A 25,994-nucleotide genomic window follows, 5' to 3' on the forward strand; every position below is an offset into this window, starting at 1 on the left:
TTGTTACTTTTTTAAGCATAACAAAAACTGTTCAAATAACAAACTTGTTTCTAATAAAGACGATTAATTAAATGTCAAAAATAGCCACTTAAGCACTTCAAACGCAACAGTATTACGCCTTAGTTGCTTGGGTAACGTCATCAATTGAGTTACATTAACGTAATATTTTACTTATTGGTGAATCTGCTATGTTTAGCCCAGAACAAAAATACTTAATTGCCCCATCAATTCTTTCAGCTGATTTTGCAAAGCTTGGTGAAGATGTTGATAGCGTTTTAGCCGCAGGTGCAGATGTAGTGCATTTTGATGTAATGGATAATCACTATGTACCTAATTTAACGATTGGACCTATGGTGTGTAAAGCACTAAGGGACTACGGTATCACCGCGCCAATTGATGTGCATTTAATGGTTAAGCCTGTTGATAGCATCATTCCACAATTTGCAGAGGCGGGGGCTTCAATAATTACTTTTCACCCAGAGGCGAGTGAGCATATTGATCGCACTATTCAGTTAATAAAAGATCAGGGCTGTAAAGCGGGTTTAGTATTTAACCCAGCAACAAGTCTTAGTTATTTAGATCATGTAATTGATAAGCTAGATACCATTTTACTCATGTCTGTTAACCCCGGATTTGGTGGGCAAAGCTTTATTCCTCATACACTTAAAAAGTTAGCGCAGGCAAAGCAACGAATTGTTGAGTCAGGTCGAGATATTCGACTTGAAGTGGACGGTGGTATTAAGGTTGATAATATCGCTGCAGCAGCTCAAGCCGGTGCAGATATGTTTGTAGCAGGTTCTGCTATTTTTAATCAGCCAGACTACAAAGTGGTTATTGATCAGATGCGTAAGCAACTTGAGAGCGTAAAATAATGCAGTACGATGCGGCATTTTTTGATTTGGATGGCACACTAGTCGATAGTGTATACGACCTATATATCTCAATTAACTTAACATTAAGCGACTTGGCATTTCCTATTGTAAGCCAGCGTTTGGTCGAAAGCTGGGTTGGTAATGGTATAGATATGTTGGTAAAGCGAGCACTGAGTGGTGATATGCAAGTTAGTGAGCATTTAGATGAATCGCTAACTAATAAAGCCATTGCACAGTTTCACAAGCATTATGAGCAACAGGTAGGCCAATACAGCGTGTTATACAAACATGTTGAAACAGGGCTTGCAGCTTTACGTGGTATGCAAAAAGCATTGATAACTAATAAGTCTCGAATTTTTACTGAAAAACTTCTTGATAAGTTAGCACTTACCAATCATTTTGAGCTTATTATTTGTGGCGATGATATGACAAAAAAACCGTCACCTGAGCCATTATTGTTTGCGTGTAAAAAGCTAAATATTGAGTCCTCTAAAGCAATAATGATTGGCGATTCTAAAAGCGATATACTTGCTGCAAAAGCGGCGGGTATTGATGTAATAGCAGTAGGCTATGGCTATAATCAAGGTGAAAACCTTGCTGATTATAATCCACAGTACCTATGCGATAACTTCTTAGATATAATACCTGTTCTAACACAGCGTTAAATATTAATAATTAAGTAAATAAAGGAAAATCATGAGTAAACCAGTAGTTTTAAGCGGCATTCAGCCAACCGGTGGTATGACAATAGGCAACTATGTTGGCGCTATTAACCAGTGGCTAAAGTTACAGGAAGATCACGAAAGTTTCTTTATGTTGGTTGACTTGCATGCTATCACCGTTCGCCAAGAACCAGAATTATTACGCTCTCGCGTACTAGATGGCGTTGCATTATATGCTGCATGCGGTATCGACCCTGAAAAGTCAGCGTTATTTGTTCAGTCTCAAGTGCCAGAGCACGCACAGTTAGCGTGGGTACTTAATTGTTACGCGCAAATGGGTGAACTTAACCGCATGACCCAGTTTAAAGATAAGTCGTCAAAGCATGCTAACAATGTAAACGTGGGCTTATTTTCGTACCCAGTTTTACAAGCGGCCGATATTTTACTTTATCAAGCCGATCAGGTACCAGTAGGCGAAGATCAAAAACAACACTTAGAGCTAACGCGTGACATAGCGACACGCTTTAATAACTTATACGGTGACGTTTTTAAACTACCAGAGCCTTACATTCCAGAGTTTGGTGCGCGTGTAATGAGCCTACAAGATCCACTCAAAAAAATGTCAAAATCTGACGAAAATCCAAACGGCTACATTATGTTATTAGATGAGCCTAAAAAGATTGAGAAAAAGCTTAAAAAAGCAGTAACCGATTCGGACGAGCAAGCGCGTATTTACTTTGACCGCACTGAAAAGCCAGGTGTATCTAACTTACTTACTTTATTAAGCGTAGCGACTAAGCGCTCAATAGAAGACTTAGTGCCAGAGTTTGAAGGAAAAATGTACGGTCACCTTAAAAAAGATACAGCCGATGCAGTAGTAAGCATGATTGAACCAATCCAAGCACGCTTTAAAGAAATTAGAGAAGATCAAAACTTACTTGATAATATTATGAAATCTGGAGCTGAAAAAGCCAGTGTACGTGCCGAGAAAACGCTTAAATCGGTATACGATGCGCTAGGGTTTATTCCTCGTACATAAATTGCTTTACTAGTATAAGTAAATAAAAATGCCGCTAAATTTAGCGGCATTTTTGTATGTAACAGCTAATACTTGACTCATCGCTTAAAAGGTCATAATTGTTCAGCTAGTAGGTTTAAATGCAGGTGATTCGCAGGCTTTAACAATAAAAGAATAGCCATAAGGCATAGTCTCATTTGGCGTAATCTCTACTATTTCGTAGTCGTTTAATTCTACCACTTTACTATTTTCGGCTTTTTTACACCTTGAGTACTCATCCGCTTCGTAATTAAATGCAAACATCGCTATAAGTCGTTTACTGCGTTCAAAATAACCTTCAGTAGCAACAAATGAACTTGCAGATTCGGCGAGCTCATTTATTTCTTCTGCTTTTGGTTCCTGTTTAGCTAGCCTTTTATTTAGATTGACCACAGCTTGCTTCTTCACCTCAGGTGAGTTATTAGCCAGCTCTCTTCCAAAATAGAAACCGTTTTCTATGTCTGATAAAAATGTTGCTTCATCCCTATCGTCTACTAAGGAATAGAGGGTGCTTAAAGTTATGAAAGCTAATATTAATCTAACAGATGCGGTAAGTAAGGGGGAGTAGCTTTGACTTATATATTTAATGCTCTGCGATCCAAATGGCTTTATAAGTAGCAGCACTATAATGTAAAAGGGTAATATAAATTGAAATATCAATAAGGTGCAGAGTGTAATGCCTAATGCCCAAATGGGTAAATATATCAAAGTTGCAAAATTATGTGTGTAGTTCATGTTTGCAGCTGATACGTGAGTTACATCGTTAACGATGCCGCTTGCATTGGCTAAAACAAAATTAGCAATGGTGGCATAAAAAACCAAAATTAAAGCTTTACCTGCTAAGGAGTGCCAAAGTTTATTAAACTTTGGCCAAAACTCAATTACCAAGGCGGTCATTGTTAAAAGCGCACAAAGTGACCAAGATTTAAAGAGAATCACAGATATAAGCGCTGCTAAGTAAAGCTTTTGCGCGGTGCTAAGGCTAAACCATATGGGTTTAATGTGCTTATCAATATCAGTTTTAAGAGGCTGCAATTTTTTTTGCAGCTTTTTAAATAGCCTACTGGCTCGCCATTTTATAATTTTAAAACGCCTTAACACCGACTTTCCTTATCGTAAGCAGTAATAAACCCCAGTTAGTTTAATAGGGGCTTTATGTAATGACCTGTGTGCGAGCGCTCACATTCGGCTACTTCTTCAGGCGTACCTGCAATAAGTATTTCACCGCCGCCAGCGCCCCCTTCAGGGCCTAAATCAACCACCCAGTCTGCAGTTTTAACCACATCTAAGTTATGCTCAATAACCACGATGGTGTTACCGTGATCGCGCAGGCGATGTAATACAACAAGCAGTTGTTCAATGTCGGCAAAATGTAAGCCGGTTGTGGGCTCATCAAGTATGTATAGTGTTTTACCTGTATCGCGTTTAGAAAGCTCACGGGCAAGTTTTACACGCTGAGCTTCACCGCCAGAGAGCGTAGTAGCTGCTTGTCCTAAGCGAACATACGATAAACCAACGTCCATTAGCGTTTTAAGCTTACGGGCTATTGCAGGTATTTTATCAAAGTAGTCATGCGCGTCTTCAACGGTCATTTCGAGTACTTGGTGAATGTTTTTACCCTTGTATTGTACTTCTAGAGTTTCGCGGTTGTAGCGTGCCCCTTTACATACATCACAGGGTACATATACATCAGGTAAAAAGTGCATTTCTACCTTAATTACGCCATCACCTTGGCAGGCTTCACAGCGTCCACCTTTAACGTTAAAACTAAAGCGACCCACTTTATATCCGCGAGAACGTGACTCTTGTGTGCCCGCAAATAACTCACGAATACCCGTAAAAATACCGGTATAGGTAGCAGGGTTTGAGCGTGGTGTACGGCCAATAGGGCTTTGGTCAATATCAATTACTTTATCAAAATGGTCAAGACCACTAATTGATTTATACGGTGCAGCTTCTGCTGTGGTTGCGCCGTTTAATTCAGTATGCGCTAGTTTGAATAGCGTATCGTTTATAAGTGTTGATTTACCAGAGCCCGACACCCCTGTTATACAGGTCATTAAACCAAATGGAATTTTTAAATCGACATTTTTAAGGTTGTTTCCTGTTGCACCAAATAGCTCAAGCCATTTATCGCCGGTTGGGTTACGCTCTTTCGGTACTTCTATTTTTCGTACGCCTGATAAAAACTGGCCAGTTACTGAGTCTTTAGTGGCTAAAATATCGTCGCGTGTACCTTGTGCGATAATATGTCCGCCGTGAACACCCGCACCTGGGCCAATATCAATAATATGATCGGCGGCGCGAATGGCATCTTCATCATGTTCAACAACGATAACGGTGTTACCAAGGTCGCGTAAATGCACTAATGTTTGTAATAAACGGTCGTTATCGCGCTGGTGTAAACCAATTGATGGTTCGTCTAATACATACATAACACCAACAAGGCCCGCACCAATTTGGCTGGCTAAACGAATACGCTGTGCTTCACCACCAGAGAGGGTATCGGCACTGCGCTCAAGCGATAAGTAATTAAGGCCAACATTGATTAAAAACGATAAACGGTCGCGAATTTCTTTAAGAATTTTTTCTGCTATTTGTGCTCTTTGGCCACTTAACGATAAGCTCTCGAAAAAATCCATCGCTTCGCCAATACTCATGGTAGTAATAGCAGGTAAGTTAGTTTGGCCAATAAATACGTGGCGTGCTTCTTGGCGTAAACGTGAACCCTTGCAGCTAGGGCAGGCTTGGCTGGTTTGATATTTAGCGAGCTCTTCACGTACTGAGTTTGACTCAGTTTCGCGATAGCGACGGTTCATGTTGTTTAACACGCCTTCAAACTCGTGGTTGCGTGTTATTAAATCGCCTCTGTCGTTACGGTAGTTAAAGGCTATTTTTGTACTGCCAGAACCTTCTAAAATAATTTTTTGAGAGTCTTTAGCCAGCTTTTCAAACGGTACGTCTAAATCAAATTTATAATGTTCTGCTACGGCTTGAAGCATTTGGAAGTAGTAAAAGCTACGTTTATCCCACCCTTTTATAGCACCTCCGGCTAAGCTTAACTCTGGGTTATGCACTACGCGGTTAGGGTCAAAGTACTGGCGTACGCCTAAACCATCACAACTTTGACACGCACCAGCAGGGTTATTAAACGAAAATAAACGTGGTTCTAATTCGGTCATTGCATAGCCACAGGTAGGGCAGGCAAAGTTGGCTGAAAACAGCATTTCTTCAATACTGCTGTCGTCCATGTAAGCTACATTTGCTACGCCGCCCGACATTTCAAGTGCTGTTTCAAACGACTCAGCTAAACGCTGCTGTTGACCATCTTTTACTTTAAAGCGGTCAACAACCACTTCAATAGTATGTTTTTTATGAAGTTCAAGTGTCGGCGGATCTGATAAGTCGCACACTTCGCCATCTATTCGGGCACGGATATAACCTTGGCTTGCAAGCTGCTCAAGTAATTTAACGTGCTCACCTTTACGGTCTTTAACCACTGGCGCTAAAAGCATCAGTTTAGTGCCCTCTGGCAGCGCTAAAACGGTATCAACCATTTGGCTAATTGTTTGTGCGGCTAAAGGTAAATCATGTGTAGGGCAACGAGGTTCGCCCACACGGGCAAACATTAAACGTAAGTAATCGTATATTTCGGTAATGGTACCTACGGTAGAGCGCGGATTATGCGAAGTTGATTTTTGTTCTATTGAAATTGCAGGAGACAGTCCCTCAATATGATCAACATCGGGTTTTTCCATCAAGGATAAAAACTGTCTTGCATAAGCAGAAAGTGATTCAACATACCGGCGTTGCCCTTCAGCGTATAAAGTATCAAATGCAAGTGATGACTTTCCCGAACCAGATAGGCCTGTGATAACAATTAATTTATCACGTGGGATGGTTAGGCTGATGTCTTTTAAGTTGTGCGTACGGGCGCCTCGGACTTCAATGTTTTCCATGCTATCTCGTTAATTACCAAAATTATTTACTGAGTATCTCATAATACGCTGCAATATTAATCCTTGATCATGAAAAATCCTTAGCTTTAAGCGATTAATTATTGCCAAGCTTGTGGTAGAATCCTTGCCTAATTTTTTCACATCGTAAGATTTAGCTGATAATGACTGCATCTTCACTTAATTCACGAGAAAAGCGCGCCGCGGTATCGCTAGCGAGTGTGTTTGCATTTAGAATGCTCGGCTTATTTATGCTGATGCCGGTATTAGCGATTTATGGTCAGTCGCTTGACGGTTTTTCACCTATTTGGATTGGCTTTGCTATTGGTGCGTATGGCCTAACGCAGGCTGTGTTGCAAATACCTATGGGCCGTTTGTCAGACAAAATAGGCCGTAAAAAAGTTATTATTGGTGGCTTAGTTGTGTTTGCTATTGGCTCAGTCATAGCCGCATTAGCTGAATCTATTCAAATGGTAACTGTAGGGCGTGCATTACAAGGCATGGGTGCTATAGCTAGTGCATTACTGGCTTTTGCCAGCGACTTAAGTCGCGATGAACAACGCCCTAAAGTAATGGCAGTGATTGGTATGAGCATAGGCATGAGCTTTGCTTTTGCTATGTTATTAGGGCCTATTGTTGCCGCGTCGTGGGGTGTTGCTGGCGTTTTTTGGCTAACAGCAATACTTGCGGTATGTGGTATTTTTATTATTACGTTTTTAGTGCCCAAAGCGGTTAATAAAGCCCCCAAAGGCGACACGCTTGCAAGCTTTAGTGACATTAAAAAACTGATTAAGCACCCGCAGTTAGCACGCTTAAATGCCGGTGTATTATTGCTGCATTTAACATTAACTACTATTTTTGTGGTACTACCAAGCCAGCTAATAAAAGATGGCTTAGTGGCAAACTACCATTGGTATTTATATATTCCGGTATTGCTTTTAGCGTTTATTTTAATGGTCCCAATTATGATTGTTGCCATTAAGAAAGATAAAGAAAAACAAGCGTTTATTTGCTCAGTAGCCCTGCTTTCTATTAGTATGTTTGCTATGTCTATTTGGGTAAATAGTGTGGTTGGTATTGCAATTTGTATGCTGCTTTATTTTGTAGCTTTTAATTTTTTAGAAGCCACTATGCCTGCGCTGGTATCGCGAATTGCCCCTGCTAACCAAAAAGGATCAGCTATGGGTGGATACTCATCTAGCCAGTTTTTAGGGGCTTTTTTAGGTGGTATTTTAGGTGGTTACGTAGCACAAACAATAAGTACGCAAGCTGTGTTTGCGGCAGCGGCACTTGTTGGGTTAATATGGCTTGTTGTTGCGTGGAAAATGCAAGTACCACCCAAAAGTAAAGTTATTAGTTTAATGACCAAATTAAGTTCTGAGGAGCATGCCCAAACATTAGCTTCTCAGTTAGTTGCTTTACCCGGTGTAATAGAAGCAACAGTAGTACGCGACGAAAGCCGTAGCTACTTAAAGATTAATGATAAAGAATTTGACCTAGACCAAGCGCGAAAAGTCGCTGGTTTAATCTAACGTTTATAGGAGATGGTTCCATGGCACGCGGTGTGAACAAAGTAATTTTTAGTAACCCTTAATAAACTCTACTTATTTATCCTCCCAATTATAATTCTTCTTTACCCTACTTATAAATAATATTTTCCTATTTTTAACTTATCAAAAACATTTACAGGTTATTGAAATAATCAAGTTAATTCAGTAGCGTACTTTTATATTTTATAAAGCAGAAGTTAATCGTCTATTCTGAATGATACTTCTGACATTCCGCACCTGTTTTAAGAATAAATTTGTTGATAGTGGTATCCCAAGCAGTTGACGATAGTATGATTTCGTTCTTGCATGTTCACCATTATTTGTGTGTTGTCTGATTGGTAAATGAGGATAATCCCTTCAAAGCACTGAAACACCCATCGTGCGGTGGGATTTTGGTAGGGTTTGTACTTCATGTTGGGGAAGGTCTTGTCTTGTGCCACCAGTTCAGCCCGTATTTTATGCTCAAGGGCCGAATACACCATCAAGCATGTGGTCATCACCATTAACAGGGCTTCGATACATTCGGGCTTTTTAAGGTAAAACGAACTGGTTAAAAAGTCAGGACTTTTAAGGAAACGAAAGCCTTTTTCGACGGCTTGTTGTGATTTGTACGTGCTGAGCATCTTATCCATTGTCAGCGTATTGTCTGTTTGATTGGTCGCGATTATAAATAGCCCTAGCTCTTTTAACATCGCTTGTCGGGTTGCCAAGTGCACCAATAATGCTCCCGTAATCGCATAATAATGGCGTGTTTGGACTTGGTCTTTGGCAGGTCGGCCTGCCCCTGTATACACAGGCACTTGTCGAATACTGGCATCAACATCACATACCGTTTGTTTGGCTCGCCATTGTGCAAGGGCTTGGTTAGCATCGTCTTCACAAGCAAACTCTAATAGACATAGTTTTTTGAAACTTTTACGCGATTGCTCAGCTTGCTTTAGCATGCGTTTATCGAGGATATGGCGTTCTCGTTTTTGCGCCTGCTCGCTTCGCACCAATAACCAGTGTTGAGCCACGCACGCATAGTCGCTTTGACACCATACTCCTTCATAACCTTCGCTGATTGGCTCAAATGATAAGGTGGACGCGGACTTGATGAGCGCTTTCGCCTCTTTTAAGGTTTGCGGGACACGGGTGATGAACGTTTGTCCCATGTTGTGCAAGTCCACGAATGTTTCTTGCGTATACAGCGCGGCATCTGCCACCAAATAGCGATTTGACTGCGCCGCTTTTAAACTCCCGATATGCGCTTTAACAATCTGTTTAAACCCTTCCATGTCGTTGCTATTGCCACTGGCGGGTTTCATGTATACGGGAATGCCTGATTGATTCTCGCAAATCAAATTCAATATGACTTGATTTAATTCTGGGCGATGATCTCTGGAATAGCCTTTGGTCAAACGCACCGTATACATATCATCGTCTGGCGTTTCTTGGCCGTCGTAGTGAAAACTACTGGAATCTAGGTGCAGCGATTCATTCGCCAAGCCTAAATGAGACACGACTTTTTCACCCAATTGCTGGTATAAATCGCTCACCCCATAATCATAAAGGGCGTCTAAGCAACGTCCAAAGGCATCATTGTTGATATGTTCAGGCGCTATCCCTTCCCCTAACAGCCTATCCAACAGTCTGCTTGTGAAGTATTCACTGTACATATGCAATGTGCGACCGGTAAAACCAAGCCCATTGAGCAGCATGGCGACAAACAAATCCCCTGTACTCACTTTGCGTAGACCTGTATCACCAATCGCATCGTTAATGATTTCAGCAATCCCGATTTCTTTGGAGAAGCCGGCTACTAACCCTAAGTGATCTATCGACTTGGCAGATGGAAATGACATATTTTCTGACTCTCTTTTGAGAGCACAATATTATGCCTATTCCCTCTTCTAAAATACTCGATCACCATGGCCTCGTTGCTGGCTTCTGTCATAGTATTGGTTTTGCTGACATTATTGATAAGGCAATAGGCGGTGCTGCCCCCGAGCGTAAAATTACTTGTGGTCAATTAGTTACTGCAATGGCCTTAAATGGTCTTGGCTTTACCGGCCGAACCTTGCATATGTATAGCGAATACTTTAGAAACAAACCAGTCGACAGGCTCATTGGTGAAGGGGTGTTACCTGAGCATATTAACGATGACGCGCTAGGACGATGCTTAGATAATTTGTACGAGTACGGTGTTTCCGACTTGTATCAACAGTTAGGTGAAGCTGTAGTGGCTAAGCTAGGCTTAACAACCGAAGCCTTGCACCTTGATTCAACGAGTTTCCACTATGATGGTCAAGCCACTAAGGACGATGAGCCTAGGCACATCCTTATAGCCAAAGGCTATTCGCGCGACCATCGACCTGAGCTCAATCAAGTGATATTAAATCTTATATGCGAGAACCAGTCTGGAATCCCGGTATACATGAAACCTGCCAGTGGTAATAGCAATGACATGGAGGGTTTTAAGCAGATTGTAAAAGCACATATTGGTAGTTTAAAAGCCGCGCAAGTGAGTCGTTATCTAGTCGCCGATGCTGCTTTATATGTGAAAGAAACGATTGAGGACTTAGACACCCAAGGGTAATTATTTATTACGCGGGTTCCGCAAACACTCAAAGAAGCTAAGGAGTTGATAAAACAAGCCCCTACATTAACGTTTATGCCTATTTGTGATGGCTATGAAGGCGTCAGCTATGACAGCGAATATGCCGGCGTGAAACAAAAGTGGTTGCTTATTCGCAGTGAGCAAGCCTATAAGCGTGAGCAACACAGCCTCAATAAACGCATGCTAAAAGCAGGCGAGCAAGCCCGCAAGAGTTTTAAAGCCTTATGTCAACAGCGTTTTGCTTGCGCACAGGATGCACAAAGCGCTATCGTTAAATGGCAAAGCAAACAAACGGTGTGTGATGTTAACGCGCAAGTCATAGAAATTGCGGTGTATTCCAGCGCAGGCAGACCGAAACTAGGCGAATTACCTATCCGTATTGAATACCAAATCACGGGCGCATTATGCACACCACTCGCCTCTAGGCAAAATGCCTTGCAACAGTTGGGGCTGTTTATCATTGCTACCAATGACATCAGCAGCGACGTGGATATGGGCAGCTTATTGAGCAGCTATAAAGCCCAGCAAAACGTCGAAAAAGGCTTCCGATTCTTAAAAAGCCCCGACTTCTTAACCAGTGCTATTTACCTCAAAAAGCCAGAACGAATAAAAGCATTGCTCATGGTCATGACCTGCTGCTTAATGGTGTATGCGGGGCTAGAGCATGAAATTCGTCAAATATTAGTCGAGAAAGGTTGCTACTTCCCTAGTATGAAATACAAATCGGAACAACGGCCCACAGCCCGTTGGGTATTCCAATGCTTCGAGGGAATAGCGATTATATATTTACCAGACAAGATGGAGTTCGTTGCCAATTTAGAAAAGCGCAATCAAACCATCATTGATTGCCTAGGTCAAAGATACCAAAAGATTTATTCTTAAAATGGGTGCGGAAGATCGGTTTTAAAACTTAAGATACATTGATTGATTATTGAACGAATTTAATTTTATATTGAGGTGCGGAATGACAGATAAAATGTTCTAGTCTATTGATATATCGCGAGTTTCGATCCTAATTCATCAGTGAGTATCAATTAGGATGTGTAATATTGTTTCTTGTTGTGGGCTGAGTAAATAATACAAGTAGACGGTTTACATGTAAAACTCTCATTAGGATCAATGTGCATACTAATAAAAGCTTATTTTCTTTTAGGTACAGCTCAATGTAGTTTAGAAATATATACAATCGGTTTAAATAACAATGAAAAATCGGGTTTATTAATATGACTTTAAAGTATGTTGATATTCTAAGACGCATTACAGTGTAATTGTGTTAGTAAGTTATCTATATAATTGTATTTAAATGATAGTTTGTTATCAGCGTGTTTTTTATTTTCTCTTTTAGGAATAAATAATAGGTGATTTTTTTAATGTGATATTCTTATTTCTCATACTACTAGTGAGTTTTTGTTGTTTGTCATCTGTTTAATTCAGACGTACAGTTTTTGTACACATAAAAGCTTTAAAAACTATAAAAATGATACAACAAGATAAGAGGGAATGTGATGCATAAATATAGAGGTTATAAAAATAAAATTAGTAAAATTTCATTTTCTGTTGCTTCAGCATTAGGGCTCTTAGTGAGTCCTTTGGTGAGTGCTCAAGTAGAGTCGGATACTAAAGTAGTAGAAACTGATAAAGAAGTTGAAGTGATTATGGTCACTTCACGTAAACGAGGTAATGAATCAATACAAGATATCGGGGGAAGTATTCAAGCGGTTACGGGGGCAAAGTTAGCCTCTAAAGCAGCTTTAGGTTTTGACGATTATATGCGTTCTGTTCCCGGATTAAGTGCAAATAACTCAGGTAGTGGTCAAACACAAATTACTATGCGTGGGGCTGCATCAACTCGTTTAAATCATGCTAATCCAAATGTTCCAGCTACAGCTAGTATTTTTTTTGATGAAACAAATGTAACAACGTCAGGTTTTAACCCTGATGGTAGCTTAATTGATGTTGCCCGTGTTGAGGTTTTACGTGGTCCACAAGGGACATTATTTGGCGCTAGTTCAATGACTGGCGCAATTCGTGTCATTTTTAATGAACCCAATTTAGATGAAACAGTCGTTAAAGGGCGTTTTTCAACATATGCCACTAAAAATGGCAGTTTGAGCACGAATGGTGATTTAACGTTAAATTTGCCAATTACTGATAATTTTGCCGTTAGAGCTAGTGGCTACAGTGCTTATAAAGGTGGATATATTGACAATGTTTATCCCGCCACAGGTATTGATGAAGACTTTAATGACGATAGTATTCAAGGTGGAAGACTAAAAGCCTTGTGGGAAGTTAATGATAGCCTAATGTTACGTGCTTCAGTGTCATTTCAAGAAACACACTCTAATGGTAGACCAGATGAGCAGCAAATTGATGATCCAAATGCTGGTATAGGTTTGCAATCTGTGAGCAGGGGGCTCACTAATAGTAGTCTTTTGTTACCGGGTGAAACAATAGAACAATTTAATGTTAAGGAAGAGTTACAAATATCAAAAATTGTTGCTGAAACTTTCGATGATAAATACAACTTAGCGACATTTCAGTTTGAACAAGAATTTGATAATTTAAACTTGATGGGGATCACCTCATATTTTGATCGTGAATTTGAAAATACGCTAGATGATACATACCGTACCCGTGATTGGATCAATGTAGGTAATGAAAGTTGGTTTGATCAAGGAGTTGGATTGATTAATGTGGGTAGTGATCCAACAAACTCTGAGCAAGCTGTACCCGTAGTTTCTTCTCCATTTAATAATGATACGAAGCAAGAACGTTTTTCACAAGAATTGCGACTATCATCAAACTTTGACGGAATGTTTAATTTTATAGCTGGGATCTATTATGAAGATGATAGCCGAGCGTTTGAGCAAAATATTATCGTTCCGGGCTTAGACGCATGGGTAAGTGAAATTGCAGGCCCTGCATTCTTTGGTTCGAATGATCCGTTCATTTATGGACAAACGCTGGCGAATAACTGGTTTGAAGGTAGATACGAATTCGACACAGAGCAGTTATCTTTATTTGGTGAAGCATCGTTTGAATTTGGTGACTTAGAATTGATTTTAGGTGGTCGTTACTACGATTACACACAAGACGCTGATGTTCTGTTTGCTGGCTTTATTGAATTTGCAGTTGGGGGAGATAGATTAGTTGATACTATTGAAGAGTCAGGGTTTAGCCCGAAAGTTGAATTAGTCTATAAAGCGACAGAAGATTTAACTTTATATACGAGTGTTTCCGAAGGATTCCGTTTAGGTAGTGTTCAACAATTTATAAGTCCTGGTTGTGAGGGAGATCTAAGAAGTATCGGTGCTTTAAGTAGTGATCAGGGGGTAGGAGATATTCCAACAACTATTGATAGTGATACTTTAATGAACTACGAAGTTGGCTTCAAATCTAGCTTTAATAATGGTAGAACGCGTCTTAATGTTGCAACCTATCAGATAGACTGGAGCGATGCTCGTTCTCAAGTATTTCTTGGTTGTGGTTGGATTTTAGAAGGAAACTTTTTTGATATAGAAAGTAAAGGTGTTGAGTTAAATGCTGATACAAGTCTAACTGATGATTTAGAGGTATCATTAAATGTTGGTTGGAATAATGCTGAAATTTCTTCTGTGAAAGCTGGTGCTGAGTCGTTAGGTTCAGTTGGAGATCCAACGCCAATGGCTCCTGAATGGAATGTTAGTGTAGGTTTTGATTATTACATTGAGAACGTATTTAAAGATTACTCTGGGTTTATTCGTGGTGATGCCTCTTATACCAGTGAGCAATATTCAAGTTTAGGTTCTGGTTTAGAAGCAGCAACCTTAGGTCAAGTTTCACGTATTGAAATTCCAAGCAGTACGGTTGTTAACTTGTTTACAGGTATTAGCCAAGATAACTGGGAACTTAGCTTCTTTATTCGTAATTTAACTGACGAACGTATCATCACCGGTGTTGATGTTGATAAACGAAGCCCCGCAGTATTTTCTCGTGCAAGGCCTCGTAATATAGGTGTATCGATGAAATTTGAATTTTAATTAATTTAATCTCTATACGAGCGAATGTGATATTTAAATGCTAAGTCAGTAAGCTAAAGCTTAGCTATTTAAGGCAAAAAAATCCCAGTTAAATTTTATTGAACTGGGATTTTTATATAACCTATACTATTTCACTATGTATTAAAACATCTTGGTGTATACAGGTACTGTTGTTTAAATTGATAGCTCTGGATGAGACAACATAATTTCTTGCTTTAGCCACTCTCTAAATATTGAGATGTTCGTGTGTTCTGCTTGACCAATACGATTAACTAGCCAATATGATTGTGTTCCCATCAATTCAGTATCCATTAACTGCACAAGATAACCTGATGCTAATTCATGAGTGATCATGTTTTTATCCGCTATGGTTACTCCCAAGTTAAACATAGCTGATCTTACCGCAAGATTTAAGGTGTCAAACTCAATGAAATTGCTATTTGATATACCCTCTATCTTGGCAGCCATTAGCCAATGTTGCCACGTTTGAAAACGTTGTTTATCTTTCAGAATATATAAAATAGTCGCACCATCTAGGCTATGTTTTAAACTAGGATTAGCAGCCAATAATGTTGGAGAACAAACGGGTATATGGCATTCCTGTAACAACATTTCAGATTCTAAATCGTCCCACTGTCCATCACCAAAACGAATAGAACAATGCATTTCACTATCACTTGACAAGGTATCATGGCTTTTTGTGGTTATGGTTAAATCTAAATCAGGGTACTGACGTTTTAATTTACTTAAGCGTGGAATAAGCCAGCGATGGGCAAACGTTGGTGGAACATTAATCGTTAATTTATTTAAGGTTTGTTGTTCTTTAATGCTACGTAATACAAAATCAATTTGGTCAAACGACTGGCGTAGCACGGGTAATAATAGCCTACCTGCTTCAGTCAATATTAATTGGTGATGTTTTCGCTCTAATAATTGTTTACCTAACAAATCTTCTAATAATTTTACTTGTCTACTAACAGCACTTTGAGTCACATTTAATTGCTCACCTGCTTGCGTAAAACTGCCAGTTTGCCCTGCTGACTCGAATGCTTTTAAAGAATTAAGTGGTGGTAATTTACGTTTCATAATTCATATGGTTTGAGTTGAATGATACTTACACCATGCATTTTTTGACTGCTTAGTGCAATATTTAGCGATTTTTTTTGCTGAAATTTCGAGTTATTTTGTTTTTAGCATGATTTTTTCTCACGGTTGATGTGCTTTTATATCATTTGTCGGCGTTAATTTAATCTAATAATCTTACAACATAAAATTTTTAACAAGATGACTTTAACATTATGAGTGGTTTAGATTTTAAACAATGGCAGCAACGTGCAGATGAAATAGTACTGCCTCATCAAGCTTTTATAAACGGACAATATTGCCCAGCTATAAGTGGCGAAACATTTCTCCGAGTTAACCCTGCAACAGGGAAAGAACTTGTCGCTATTTCAAGTTGTGATATTAACGATGTTGATATTGCTGTTAAAGCAGCAAGAGATAGCTTTGAAAGTGGGGTTTGGTCAAGTAAAACTCCACAAGAGCGTAAAGCCATTATGTTGAAGTGGTCTGAGTTAATTAATGCACACCAGCAAGAAATTGCTTTACTAGAAACGTTAGATACAGGCAAGCCTATTGCCGAAACAATGCGAGTAGACGTATCTTCGTGTGCCGCTTCTATTGCATGGTATGCAGAAGCTATTGATAAAATTTACGACCAAGTAGCGCCAAACGGTGAAAATGCACTTGTAACCATCAGCCGTGAGCCTGTTGGTGTTGTTGGTGTTGTTGTGCCTTGGAATTACCCACTCATCATTGCTTCATGGAAACTAGGCCCTGCAATTGCAGCAGGTAATTCAGTCGTTATTAAACCCGCTGAACAGTCAACAATGGGCATGTTAAAAATAGCTGAATTAGCTACTCAAGCAGGTTTACCAGCAGGTGTACTAAATGTTGTTACTGGATTAGGGCATACCGCAGGTAAAGCGATAGGTTTACATAATGATATAGACGCTGTTGCGTTTACAGGATCAACTGAGGTAGGCAAGCTATTTTTAAAATATTCTGCTGACTCTAACATGAAACGCGTTGGTTTAGAGTGTGGCGGGAAAAGCCCACATATTGTAACCAAAAATTGTAAAGATTTAGATCAAGCTGCAATGTATGTTGCCTATGGCATTTGGTACAACCAAGGGGAAACATGTAATGCGGGTTCTCGGTTAATTGTTGATAAAGAAATAAAGGCAGAGCTATTGGAAAAAGTGATTGCTTGGTCACATAAATTACAACCTGGTGATCCTTTAGATCCTAATACCACAATGGGCGCTTTAATTGGTCAGCAGCACATGGAAATGGTTTTAGGCTACGTGAATAAAGGCGTAAGTGAAGGAGCAAAAGTGCTAATTGGTGGTCACGCCGTTCGTCAAGACAGCGGTGGGTTTTTTGTTCCTCCAACTATTTTAGATAATGTCACCAACAATATGGTAGTCGCTCAAGAAGAAATTTTTGGACCTGTGTTAGTCGTGATTGATTGTGATGGACTAGAAGATGCCATAGCTATCGCAAATGATAGTCAATACGGCTTAGCGGCCGCAGTTTGGACAGACAAGCTTAACGAAGGTCATAAAGCGGCAAAAAGGTTACGCGCAGGTACCGTATGGGTTAACTGTTTCGATTTAACATCTATTAATGCGCCTTTTGGTGGTTATAAACAATCGGGCATGGGACGTGATAAATCATTACATGCCTTTGATAAATATACTGAACTTAAAACTACGTGGATAGACTTGAGTTAATATTATGACAACAATAAACATAGCAAAAGTACCACCAGTTATCTTAGGGAATGGCGTATTATCAGAACTTCCTGCAAAAATTAAGCAATGGCAAGTAAAAAGTGTATTACTTGTTTCTGATGTAGGGTTAGCATCAACAGGTCTAGTTGATAAAGTGCGTGCATTAATTGAAGAAACTTTACCCGTAGAAGTCTTTTTAGCGCCAGCGGGCGAACCACATATAAATACAGTAGACAAAGGTGCCAAACAAATTAGATTAATGGACACACCGTTAGTGGTAGGTTTAGGTGGGGGGACAGCGTTAGACATAGCTAAACTCATAGCAGGATTAGCGGTATCAGACGAATCTATAAAACACTATTTATTGTGTGCAAATCCGTGGTTAGGCAGCGTACCTAAAATCATGATACCAACCACTTCAGGCACGGGGGCAGAAGTAACAAGAACATGCGTACTGTCTGATGAAAATAACAGTAAATCTTGGGCTTGGGGCGATGAATTATCGCCTGAATTAGTGATGCTTGACCCTCAAGCAAGTAAATCGCTGCCAGCATTAATTACTGCAGCAACAGGGCTAGACGCTTTAGTTCATGCGATAGAAGCAGCAACGAGCCAGTCTAATAATGCTATCAGTTCAGCGAATGCATTACAGTCTATCAAGCTTGTTAATCAAAACTTAAAAGACTGTATTGACACCCCAGATAATTTATCTGCGCGATTAAAGATGCAACAAGCAGCCTATCTAGCTGGGGTTGCTATTGATAATTGCGGCACAGGCATGGCGCATAATATTGGCCATGCGTTGGGGTCTTTGTACCATATTCCGCATGGTATAGCGGTGACGGTAGGCTTAATGGCAAGTTTACCTTGGAGCTTAGAAACTCAAGCCGATGCTTATCATGATGTTGCGAACGCTTTAAATTGCACAGGTGATGAATTAGTCAGCGTGTTGAGAGATCTATTGACGACAGTGAACTTTAGCCAATGTTTGGTGCGATATCAAGAAACAGAAATTGATATTGAGCAACTCGTACTGTGCATGAAAAGCACTGAAAACATACCAATGGCAAATAATAATAGCCGAGTACCCCAAGGAAATGATTGGTTGATATTAGCTCAGAACACTAAACACACGTTTAAAGCATTATTACCTTAATTCGCTTGTATTAACGAAACGTCCATTATTGATAAAACGTAATAAACTTAACAAAGTAGTTCATTACGTTTACTAACCGAGTTAGAAAATATGAAAATCACCAATATAGAAATTAGTCACCACCAATTAGATTTAGACCCACCATTTCCTGCCTCTTGGGACACTCAACCTCGTCGTAAATTTCCCGCTACTATTGTTCGTGTTTATGACGACGAAGGTAATGTGGGTATTGGATCTGGCGATGTAATGTATGGCTTTGAAGATTATGTTAATCTGTTTATTGGTGAAAATCCCCTCGATTTGGTTAGGCACAATGCGGTACTGGAAAATGTGAGTTTTCATGCAGGGCGTCCTTGGCCTCTTGATGTAGCACTATGGGATCTTGCCGGTAAAATTAAGCAACAACCTACCTGGAAAATGATGGGAGGATTAGATAATAAAATTCTTGCCTATGCTTCTAGTGGTGTGCATCGTACACCTGAACAAATGGCCGATATGGCAAAAACCTTAGTAGAAAAAGGTTATCCAGCATTAAAAATTCGTTTTGGCCGAACCACTTTAGCTGACGATTTTGAAGTACTAGCCGCAGTAAGAAATGCGGTTGGCGATAAATTAACGTTAATGGTGGATTGTAATCAAGGTTGGCGTATGCCGTGGGATATTCAAAAGCCTTGGGACCTTGCACAAGCTTATGAAGTTTCTCAAGAATTAGAAAAATTCGGCGTTTATTGGATGGAAGAACCACTATATCGTGGTGATTATAATGGCATGTCAGCACTACGCGAAAAGGTTAATTTAAAATTAGCTGGCGGAGAAATGACACGTGAAACATATGAATTTCGTACCCTAATAGAGCGTGAATGTTTAGATATTATTCAACCTGATGTTGTATGCAGTATTGGTATGGAAGGGTTAAGGCAGCTAGGGCATTACGCCAAAGAGCGTGGCGTTATTTTTACACCACATACTTGGGGAAATGGTATCGGTTTATTGGCTAATTGCCACTTAACAGCAGGTAGTGTTGGGGCACCATTTATTGAATTTCCACTTGACCCACCTGAGTGGAGTATTGAACGTCGAGACTTTATGCTACAGACCCCTGTAGATATTGACAAAAATGGCTGGATTCATTTGTCAAACGAACCTGGTTTAGGCGTAGTGCTTGACGAAGAAAAATTAGCGCAAACAAAAAGTAAGCAAGCAACGTATCAGTAAATAGTTGATGTCATTTAAATTCATAAAGTTGATTACATACTATAAATGAAAAGTGGGAAATGATGGCGATAGACCAAATAACACCGATGAAAGATCAAAAGCGAGTAGTTAATTTCGCTTTTAATATAAAGCACGGCGTATTTTGGCCGCCATTTTTATTACTACTAGCTGCTGTTATTTTTAGCTTTGTCGATTTAGCGCAGTATATGCAAATTGCCACGAAAATTAATGACTGGATTTTGTCTAAATTTTCTTGGCTCTTTAGCTTATCCAGTTTTTGTTTACTTGTATCACTCATTATCGCGTATTTTTCTCCGTTAGGTAAAATACGCATAGGTGGTGGTGACGCTAAGCCCTTATTGACTAAATGGCAATGGTTTTCAATAACTTTATGTACCACAGTGGCAACGGGGATTCTGTTTTGGGGTACTGCAGAGCCCATGTATCATCTGTATCAACCACCTGAATCTTTAAATATTACGGCCCAAAGTACTGAAGCAGTGCAATTTACAATGGCTACTATGTTTATGCATTGGTCTTTTACTCCTTATGCTATTTATTGTTTACCGGCACTGGTGTTTGCACTCGTTTACTATAATTTACAGTTCCCTTTTTCTATTGGTTCCGCGCTTAGGCCTATTTTTGGCCGTTGGGTTCAAGGAGAAAAAGGCCAAGTAATTGATGCAATCGCTTTATTTGCATTAGTTGCTGGCATGGCATCGTCTTTAGGTACTGGTATTTTAGTACTAAGTGGTGGAGTTGAATCAGTTTTTGGCTTACCTAGTAACAAAACAGTCATGGCTATTATTGGTATTTCCATTGTCGCGACCTTTATAGCATCAGCGGTTAGCGGGTTACAAAAAGGTATTGCGCGCTTATCAAATATTAATGCAAAAGTATTTATTCTATGTTGTATCTTTGTTTTTCTGTTTGGCCCTACACGTTATATTTTATTTATCGGTTATGAGGGGCTTGCCGACTATTTCAGTAATTTTTTCGCAAGAAGTTTTAATACTTATACTGGACCTGAAGATAATTGGCCAAATTTATGGACTGTTTTTTATTGGGCTAATTGGTATGCGTGGGCACCTATAACAGCCTTGTTTTTAGGACGCATAGCGCTAGGTTATACCGTTCGTCAGTTTATTATGGTTAATCTGATTTTTCCTGCCTCATGCGCCATTGTTTGGATGGCTACCTTTTCTGGCACCGCGATGAGATTAGATGAATTGACGCAAGGCGGTTTGCATCAAGCAATGCAAGATAAAGGTGTTGAAGCTGTTATTTTTGCTTTATTCGAACACTTACCTATAGCAGGGATCACAACGGCAATATTTATAGGTATCACGTTTATTTCGTATGTTACCGCTGCCGACTCTAACACTGATGCAATGAGTAATATATGTGCAGCCGATCCTGTTGAAAATGAGGAGGCAACTAATACAACTGAAAAAACTAACAAGGGTGAATCAATTGAAAAATCTAAAATGCTACTGAAGTTTGTGTGGGGGATTTCTATTGGTGTGATTGCTTGGGTTATGGTTAGTTTTGCCAGTATCGATGGGATAAAAATGATGTCGAATCTAGGCGGTTTACCTGCAATGCTTATTATCATTGGTACTAATTTGGTTTTGTTTAAGCTTATTTATATGGTTTATAAAGGACAAACCTTTGAGCCGAAATACAAAAAAACTATAAATAATCAGAATATCGTTTAATTTTTTAATTACTTGAAAGGCATGTGTTTATTAATGATAAAGGTAGGTGAAACAAAGCATGCAACCGCTAAATACTCGTATTGAACAAGATGCAATTGGGCTGTTAGGTGTTCCTGAAAAAGCGCTTTACGGTATACAAACTCAACGAGCGGTGGAACTCTACCCATTAAGTGGAGAAAAGCCTTTATCAGCATACCCTGAGTTGATCATTGGGTTATTACAGGTAAAAAAAACAGCAGTAATAACGAATATTGCGACTTCTGAAATATCACCTGATATTGGTCAAGCTATGTTAAATGCAATAGACATTTTGCTAGCAGATATACCCTTAAATGAATTTCCTGTGCATGCTTTTCATGGAGGCGGTGGTATTTCTAGTAACATGAATGTGAATGAAGTTATTGCTAACCTTGCCAATCAAATAACCTTTAATCAACCTTTAGGTACTTATAATCCCGTTCATCCTAACGATCATGTTAATTTGAATAACTCGACTAGTGATGCATTATCTACTGCTTGTCACATAGCAATAATTGATAAATGGCAAAACTTTTCAACTACATTACAGCAACTTTCAATAACCTTTACAGAGCAAGGGCAGAAGTGGAAACACGTTTACAAAATTTCTAGAACCTGTTTACAAGATGCGGTTGAAATAACGTTTGATGATTTTTTTAGTGGTTATAGTGCTTTAATAAATCGTAATATTGAACGTTTAACTTCGGATATTGATAGACTCTATAAAGTTAATTTAGGTGGCAATATTATCGGACGACAAGGTGATTGTTCACCTTTGTTTTTTGAGCAATGTATCAGTACGCTTAACCAAGTAAAGAACACAGAACATTATTCAAGAAGCGATAATCTATTTGATAGCTCACAAAACCATGATGATATTATTGCGGTTGCTAGCCGCTTAGAATTATTATCAAGAGGTCTAATTAAAGTTGGCAAAGACTTCCGTTTACTCTGCTCTGGCCCTGAAACAGGTTTTTGCGAAATCACGTTGCCTGCCGTGCAACCTGGATCTTCTGCAATGCCTGGAAAAATTAATCCAACAATCCCCGAATTTTTAATTCAATCATGCATGCAAGCTATAGGGCGATGTAACTCTGTGCAGTTAACTCAAGATCATGGTGAATTAGACTACAATGCTTGGCAATCAATTATTATCGTTAATGTACTTGATGCCATAAGCTGCCTAAACAACGGTATCGATGTTTTTATTACTCACTGCTTATCTGGTGTAGAACCTAATCTAGAGCGCAATCAAGCCAATGTAAATACGCTCATTCCTACCATTATAAAATTAAAGAATTTGAAAGGTTATTCTTTTGCTGCTCAAGTGTATAAAGACACTGGTGGTGACTTAAAACTCATACATGAGTACCTTAAACTCTATAAATAGCCATTTTTCCTATTTAATCATGAGTTTTACGCATAAGGTATGTGCTGTAATGTCAATTGTGCATTGCACTTAAGCTACCTATGATTAATGTGTGTTAAAAGTGCGCATTAACTGTGATTTTTCGCATGTTTTAATAAATAGTAAAGTAGGGTGTCTACACACTTATTTTTATCCCATTTCCGATGAGAAAATTTTATAAGGTTTCTCATCCATAAAGCATACAAAACGATAGGAATTATATGGACTTCATGAGAAATATACCATTGGCATGGGCATCACAATGGTTAAACCAGCCTAAACAACAATATATTAATGGTGAATGGGTAGCAGGCGCGGGTAATGAAAACTGGGTTGTGAAAAACCCTGCGAATGGTCAAGAGCTTTGTTCTTTTGCTATTGCTGACGAACAACAAGTAGAACAGTCTGCGGTAGTTGCTAATCAGTGTCATGAAAGTAAATTATGGTCTAAGGTAAACCGTACTCAACGTGCAAATATGCTGCGAGAAATTGCTCGTTTAATTCGCGAACATACCGAACAACTTGCTGTATTAGAAACTTTAGCCAATGGTAAGCTTTACAGCGAATCTATGATTGACGATATCCCAACCTGTGCCGATATTTTTGATTATTATGCAGGATGGACAGATAAATATTATGGCGAAACATCACCCGTTGAAGATGGATTTCTTAATTACACGTTAAAAGAGCCTGTTGGTGTATGTGGACTAATCGCACCTTGGAACTTCCCTCTTTATCAAGCCTGTTTGAAAATTGCTCCAGCGCTAGCGATGGGTAATCCTGTGATTATCAAACCATCTGAATTTACCCCATTAACGGCACTTTATTTAATCGAGTTAATTGATCAGTACTTAGATTTCCCTAAAGGAGTGATTAACTTATTGTTAACCAATGGACAAATGGCTAATCAATTAACGGTAAGCAATAACGTACATAAAATATCTTTTACTGGCAGCACTAACGTGGGTAGTAAAATAGTGAAAAATTCAGGTGATTCAAACCTAAAATCAACAACATTAGAGCTTGGCGGAAAATCTCCTTGTATATTCTTTGAAGACACACCTGACCTTGATGGTGCAATTGATCGTGCCTTTAATGTGATGTTTTCTCACAAAGGCGAAAAATGCTCTGAACCTACTCGATTTTTAATTCACGACAGTATTTATGATTACGTGCTAAATAGCTTAATTGAAAAAGCCGAAGCAGTGAAATGTGGTAATCCATTTGAAGAAGGTATTACACAAGGTGCACAGTGTAATGAAGCTCAGTTTAATAAAATAATGGAATATATCGAAATAGGTAAAACTGAAGCAGAGTTAGTTGCAGGTGGTACCGCTGATACTGTAGGTGACAATGCCAACGGTTACTTCATTCGTCCAACAATTTTTTCAAATGTTGCACAAAATACACGTATTGCTCAAGAAGAAATTTTTGGCCCTGTGTTGTGTTGTACTCGGTTTAAAACGACTCAAGAAGCCGTTGATATGGCAAACGCAACCATATATGGCTTAGCCGCAGGTATTTATACCAGTAATGTTAGCAGAGCTCACCGAGTTGCAGAACAAATTGACGCGGGAATGTTTTTTATTAACCGCTACGGGTGCTACGGACTAAGTAGTCCTTTTGGTGGCTTTAAGCAAAGTGGCTCGGGCAAAGAAATGGCAATTCATTCTTTGTCTTCATACACGAAAACAAAGTGTGTATGGGTATATTTTGGGGATCAACAATAACTCCCCCATAGGATAGTTTAATTGATATCTGAATCTATAAACAAGCCATAACTTGTTAAAAAAAACAGTTGCAATTTAAGCACAGAATAATCGTCATTTAACGACTGAAGCTTTTTTTTGCAATCATAATATTAAACAAATATTGATATATGAGTAAAAACTATGCAATACGTAAATTTAGGTAACTCAGGCCTTAAAGTGTCTCGCCTATGTGTTGGCACCATGAATATGGGATCAAAAGAATGGAAACCATGGATTTTTAATGAAGCAGAAAGTGAACCTATTATTCGTTATGCTTTGGATATGGGAGTTAATTTTATTGATTTAGCTGACTTTTATTCCACAGGAGCAGGTGAAGAAGTGGTATGTAATGTATTACGTCGAATAGGCCGACGTGAAAATTTAGTAATTACCACTAAAGTTGGCTATGCTATGAGTGATGATATTAATGCCCAAGGACATTCTCGTAAGCATCTTTTTAATAGTATAGATGCATCATTAAAGCGTATGGGAATGGACTATGTTGATATTTACATGTTGCACTATTTCGATACACAAACACCCGTTGAAGAAACCATGTCAGCTTTGCATGACATTGTTCGGTCAGGAAAAGCACGTTATATAGGTGTTTCAACGATGAATACTTGGCAATTGGCAAAAATTCTTCAAGTATGTGATAAATATGGTTATGTTAAACCTATTAATATGCAATTACAGCTCAATTGTGCTTATCGAGAAGAAGAGCGAGAAATGATACCATTTTGCCAAGATCAAGGCATTGGTGTGTCTGTGTTTAGCCCATTAGCACGCGGTCTGTTAACCAGTGACCTGCAGTCAATTCGTAATCAAACTGACTTATTCACACAAGAAATGTACAACGATCAAGCTTCTAAAGATATCGCTCATTCTGTGGCTAAAGTGGCCAGTGCACGTGGCTGTGCTCCTGCTCAAATAGCACAAGCTTGGGTGTTGCAAAAATTAGAAATATCATCAATGTTAGTTGGCGCAGATACTACTGCTCAATTTGATAGTGCATTAGCGGCACTTGATACTAAGTTAACGAATGAAGAAATTTATGAACTTGAACGTAATTACACTCCTTGTGATTTAATAAATGATTACACCGCAGGTAAAAGAATACCGCGCACAGCACGACCAGAGAATTTCTGATAAAGTTCATTAACTATAATGATTAAATACAGTGCTTTTTTGAATAAAGAGCACTGTATATCATTACTA

General features: G+C 39.1%; 16 protein-coding genes and 1 pseudogene. 13 read left to right on the plus strand and 4 right to left on the minus strand.

Translation table 11 applies throughout. The features are described 5' to 3' along the window. The first annotated feature begins 188 nt into the window (after window positions 1-188). The 3 genes from rpe to trpS are packed head-to-tail and all read left to right on the plus strand — an operon-like array spanning window position 189 to window position 2,573. Entirely contained in the window at window positions 189-872 is a 684-nt protein-coding gene (rpe, locus tag ACFI34_RS11615) for a ribulose-phosphate 3-epimerase (protein ID WP_462673602.1), read from the plus strand. Continuing rightward, window positions 872-1,537 (plus strand): phosphoglycolate phosphatase, encoded by a 666-nt coding sequence (locus tag ACFI34_RS11620; protein WP_462673603.1) that lies wholly within the window; start codon window positions 872-874, stop codon window positions 1,535-1,537. Before rpe ends, ACFI34_RS11620 begins: the two co-directional genes overlap by 1 nt. A 31-nt stretch (window positions 1,538-1,568) precedes the next feature. After that, on the plus strand, window positions 1,569-2,573 hold the full coding sequence (gene trpS, locus ACFI34_RS11625) for a tryptophan--tRNA ligase (RefSeq protein WP_462673604.1): 1,005 nt from the start codon (window positions 1,569-1,571) through the stop codon (window positions 2,571-2,573). A gap of 102 nt (window positions 2,574-2,675) precedes the next feature. On the opposite strand, the gene ACFI34_RS11630 is transcribed toward trpS, so the two are convergent. Together ACFI34_RS11630 and uvrA are read right to left on the minus strand one after the other, a co-directional pair. Then, the gene (locus ACFI34_RS11630; RefSeq protein WP_462673605.1) at window positions 2,676-3,626 is read right to left on the minus strand and encodes a hypothetical protein; all 951 of its coding nucleotides are present in this window, start codon (window positions 3,624-3,626) and stop codon (window positions 2,676-2,678) included. 101 nt (window positions 3,627-3,727) lie between these two features. Beyond that, complete coding sequence (gene uvrA, locus ACFI34_RS11635; RefSeq protein ID WP_462673606.1) at window positions 3,728-6,550, minus strand: excinuclease ABC subunit UvrA; 2,823 nt, start codon at window positions 6,548-6,550, stop codon at window positions 3,728-3,730. A 161-nt stretch (window positions 6,551-6,711) separates the two neighbouring features. Between uvrA and ACFI34_RS11640 the strand changes: the two genes are divergently transcribed. After that, window positions 6,712-8,079 carry an MFS transporter gene (locus ACFI34_RS11640; protein WP_462673607.1) on the plus strand — a complete coding sequence of 456 codons (1,368 nt, stop codon included), beginning with the start codon at window positions 6,712-6,714 and terminating at the stop codon, window positions 8,077-8,079. A gap of 260 nt (window positions 8,080-8,339) precedes the next feature. Here the strand turns inward: ACFI34_RS11640 and ACFI34_RS11645 are convergent, their stop codons facing one another. After that, window positions 8,340-9,941: an IS1634 family transposase gene (locus ACFI34_RS11645; protein WP_462673608.1), complete on the minus strand. Its 1,602-nt coding sequence runs from the start codon at window positions 9,939-9,941 to the stop codon at window positions 8,340-8,342. A gap of 32 nt (window positions 9,942-9,973) precedes the next feature. Between ACFI34_RS11645 and ACFI34_RS11650 the strand changes: the two are divergent. Beyond that, a pseudogene (locus ACFI34_RS11650) lies at window positions 9,974-11,578 on the plus strand (IS1634 family transposase). Between the two features lie 623 nt (window positions 11,579-12,201). Next, on the plus strand, window positions 12,202-14,715 hold the full coding sequence (locus ACFI34_RS11655) for a TonB-dependent receptor (protein WP_462673609.1): 2,514 nt from the start codon (window positions 12,202-12,204) through the stop codon (window positions 14,713-14,715). A gap of 174 nt (window positions 14,716-14,889) precedes the next feature. Here ACFI34_RS11655 and ACFI34_RS11660 read toward each other — a convergent pair whose 3' ends face one another. After that, window positions 14,890-15,801, minus strand: a complete 912-nt coding sequence (locus ACFI34_RS11660) for a LysR substrate-binding domain-containing protein (RefSeq protein ID WP_462673610.1) — start codon at window positions 15,799-15,801, stop codon at window positions 14,890-14,892. A 212-nt stretch (window positions 15,802-16,013) separates the two neighbouring features. Here ACFI34_RS11660 and ACFI34_RS11665 point away from each other — a divergent pair, with 212 nt between their 5' ends. From ACFI34_RS11665 to ACFI34_RS11695, 7 genes are all read left to right on the plus strand, one after another. Further along, window positions 16,014-17,510: an aldehyde dehydrogenase gene (locus ACFI34_RS11665; protein WP_462673611.1), complete on the plus strand. Its 1,497-nt coding sequence runs from the start codon at window positions 16,014-16,016 to the stop codon at window positions 17,508-17,510. A gap of 4 nt (window positions 17,511-17,514) precedes the next feature. Beyond that, window positions 17,515-18,666 carry an iron-containing alcohol dehydrogenase gene (locus ACFI34_RS11670; protein WP_462673612.1) on the plus strand — a complete coding sequence of 384 codons (1,152 nt, stop codon included), beginning with the start codon at window positions 17,515-17,517 and terminating at the stop codon, window positions 18,664-18,666. A 90-nt stretch (window positions 18,667-18,756) separates the two neighbouring features. Then, the gene (locus tag ACFI34_RS11675; RefSeq protein WP_462673613.1) at window positions 18,757-19,881 is read left to right on the plus strand and encodes a mandelate racemase/muconate lactonizing enzyme family protein; all 1,125 of its coding nucleotides are present in this window, start codon (window positions 18,757-18,759) and stop codon (window positions 19,879-19,881) included. Window positions 19,882-19,940: 59 nt separating this feature from the next. Next, on the plus strand, window positions 19,941-21,599 hold the full coding sequence (locus tag ACFI34_RS11680; RefSeq protein WP_462673614.1) for a BCCT family transporter: 1,659 nt from the start codon (window positions 19,941-19,943) through the stop codon (window positions 21,597-21,599). 58 nt (window positions 21,600-21,657) lie between these two features. Further along, a complete protein-coding gene (locus tag ACFI34_RS11685) occupies window positions 21,658-23,007 on the plus strand; it encodes a lyase family protein (protein ID WP_462673615.1) in 1,350 nt (449 codons plus the stop codon). A gap of 239 nt (window positions 23,008-23,246) precedes the next feature. Next, window positions 23,247-24,755: an aldehyde dehydrogenase family protein gene (locus ACFI34_RS11690; RefSeq protein WP_462673616.1), complete on the plus strand. Its 1,509-nt coding sequence runs from the start codon at window positions 23,247-23,249 to the stop codon at window positions 24,753-24,755. Window positions 24,756-24,917: 162 nt separating this feature from the next. Further along, window positions 24,918-25,925: an aldo/keto reductase gene (locus tag ACFI34_RS11695; protein ID WP_462673617.1), complete on the plus strand. Its 1,008-nt coding sequence runs from the start codon at window positions 24,918-24,920 to the stop codon at window positions 25,923-25,925. Window positions 25,926-25,994: the final 69 nt, after the last annotated feature.

The organism is Pseudoalteromonas sp. PSi26 (assembly GCF_054960575.1).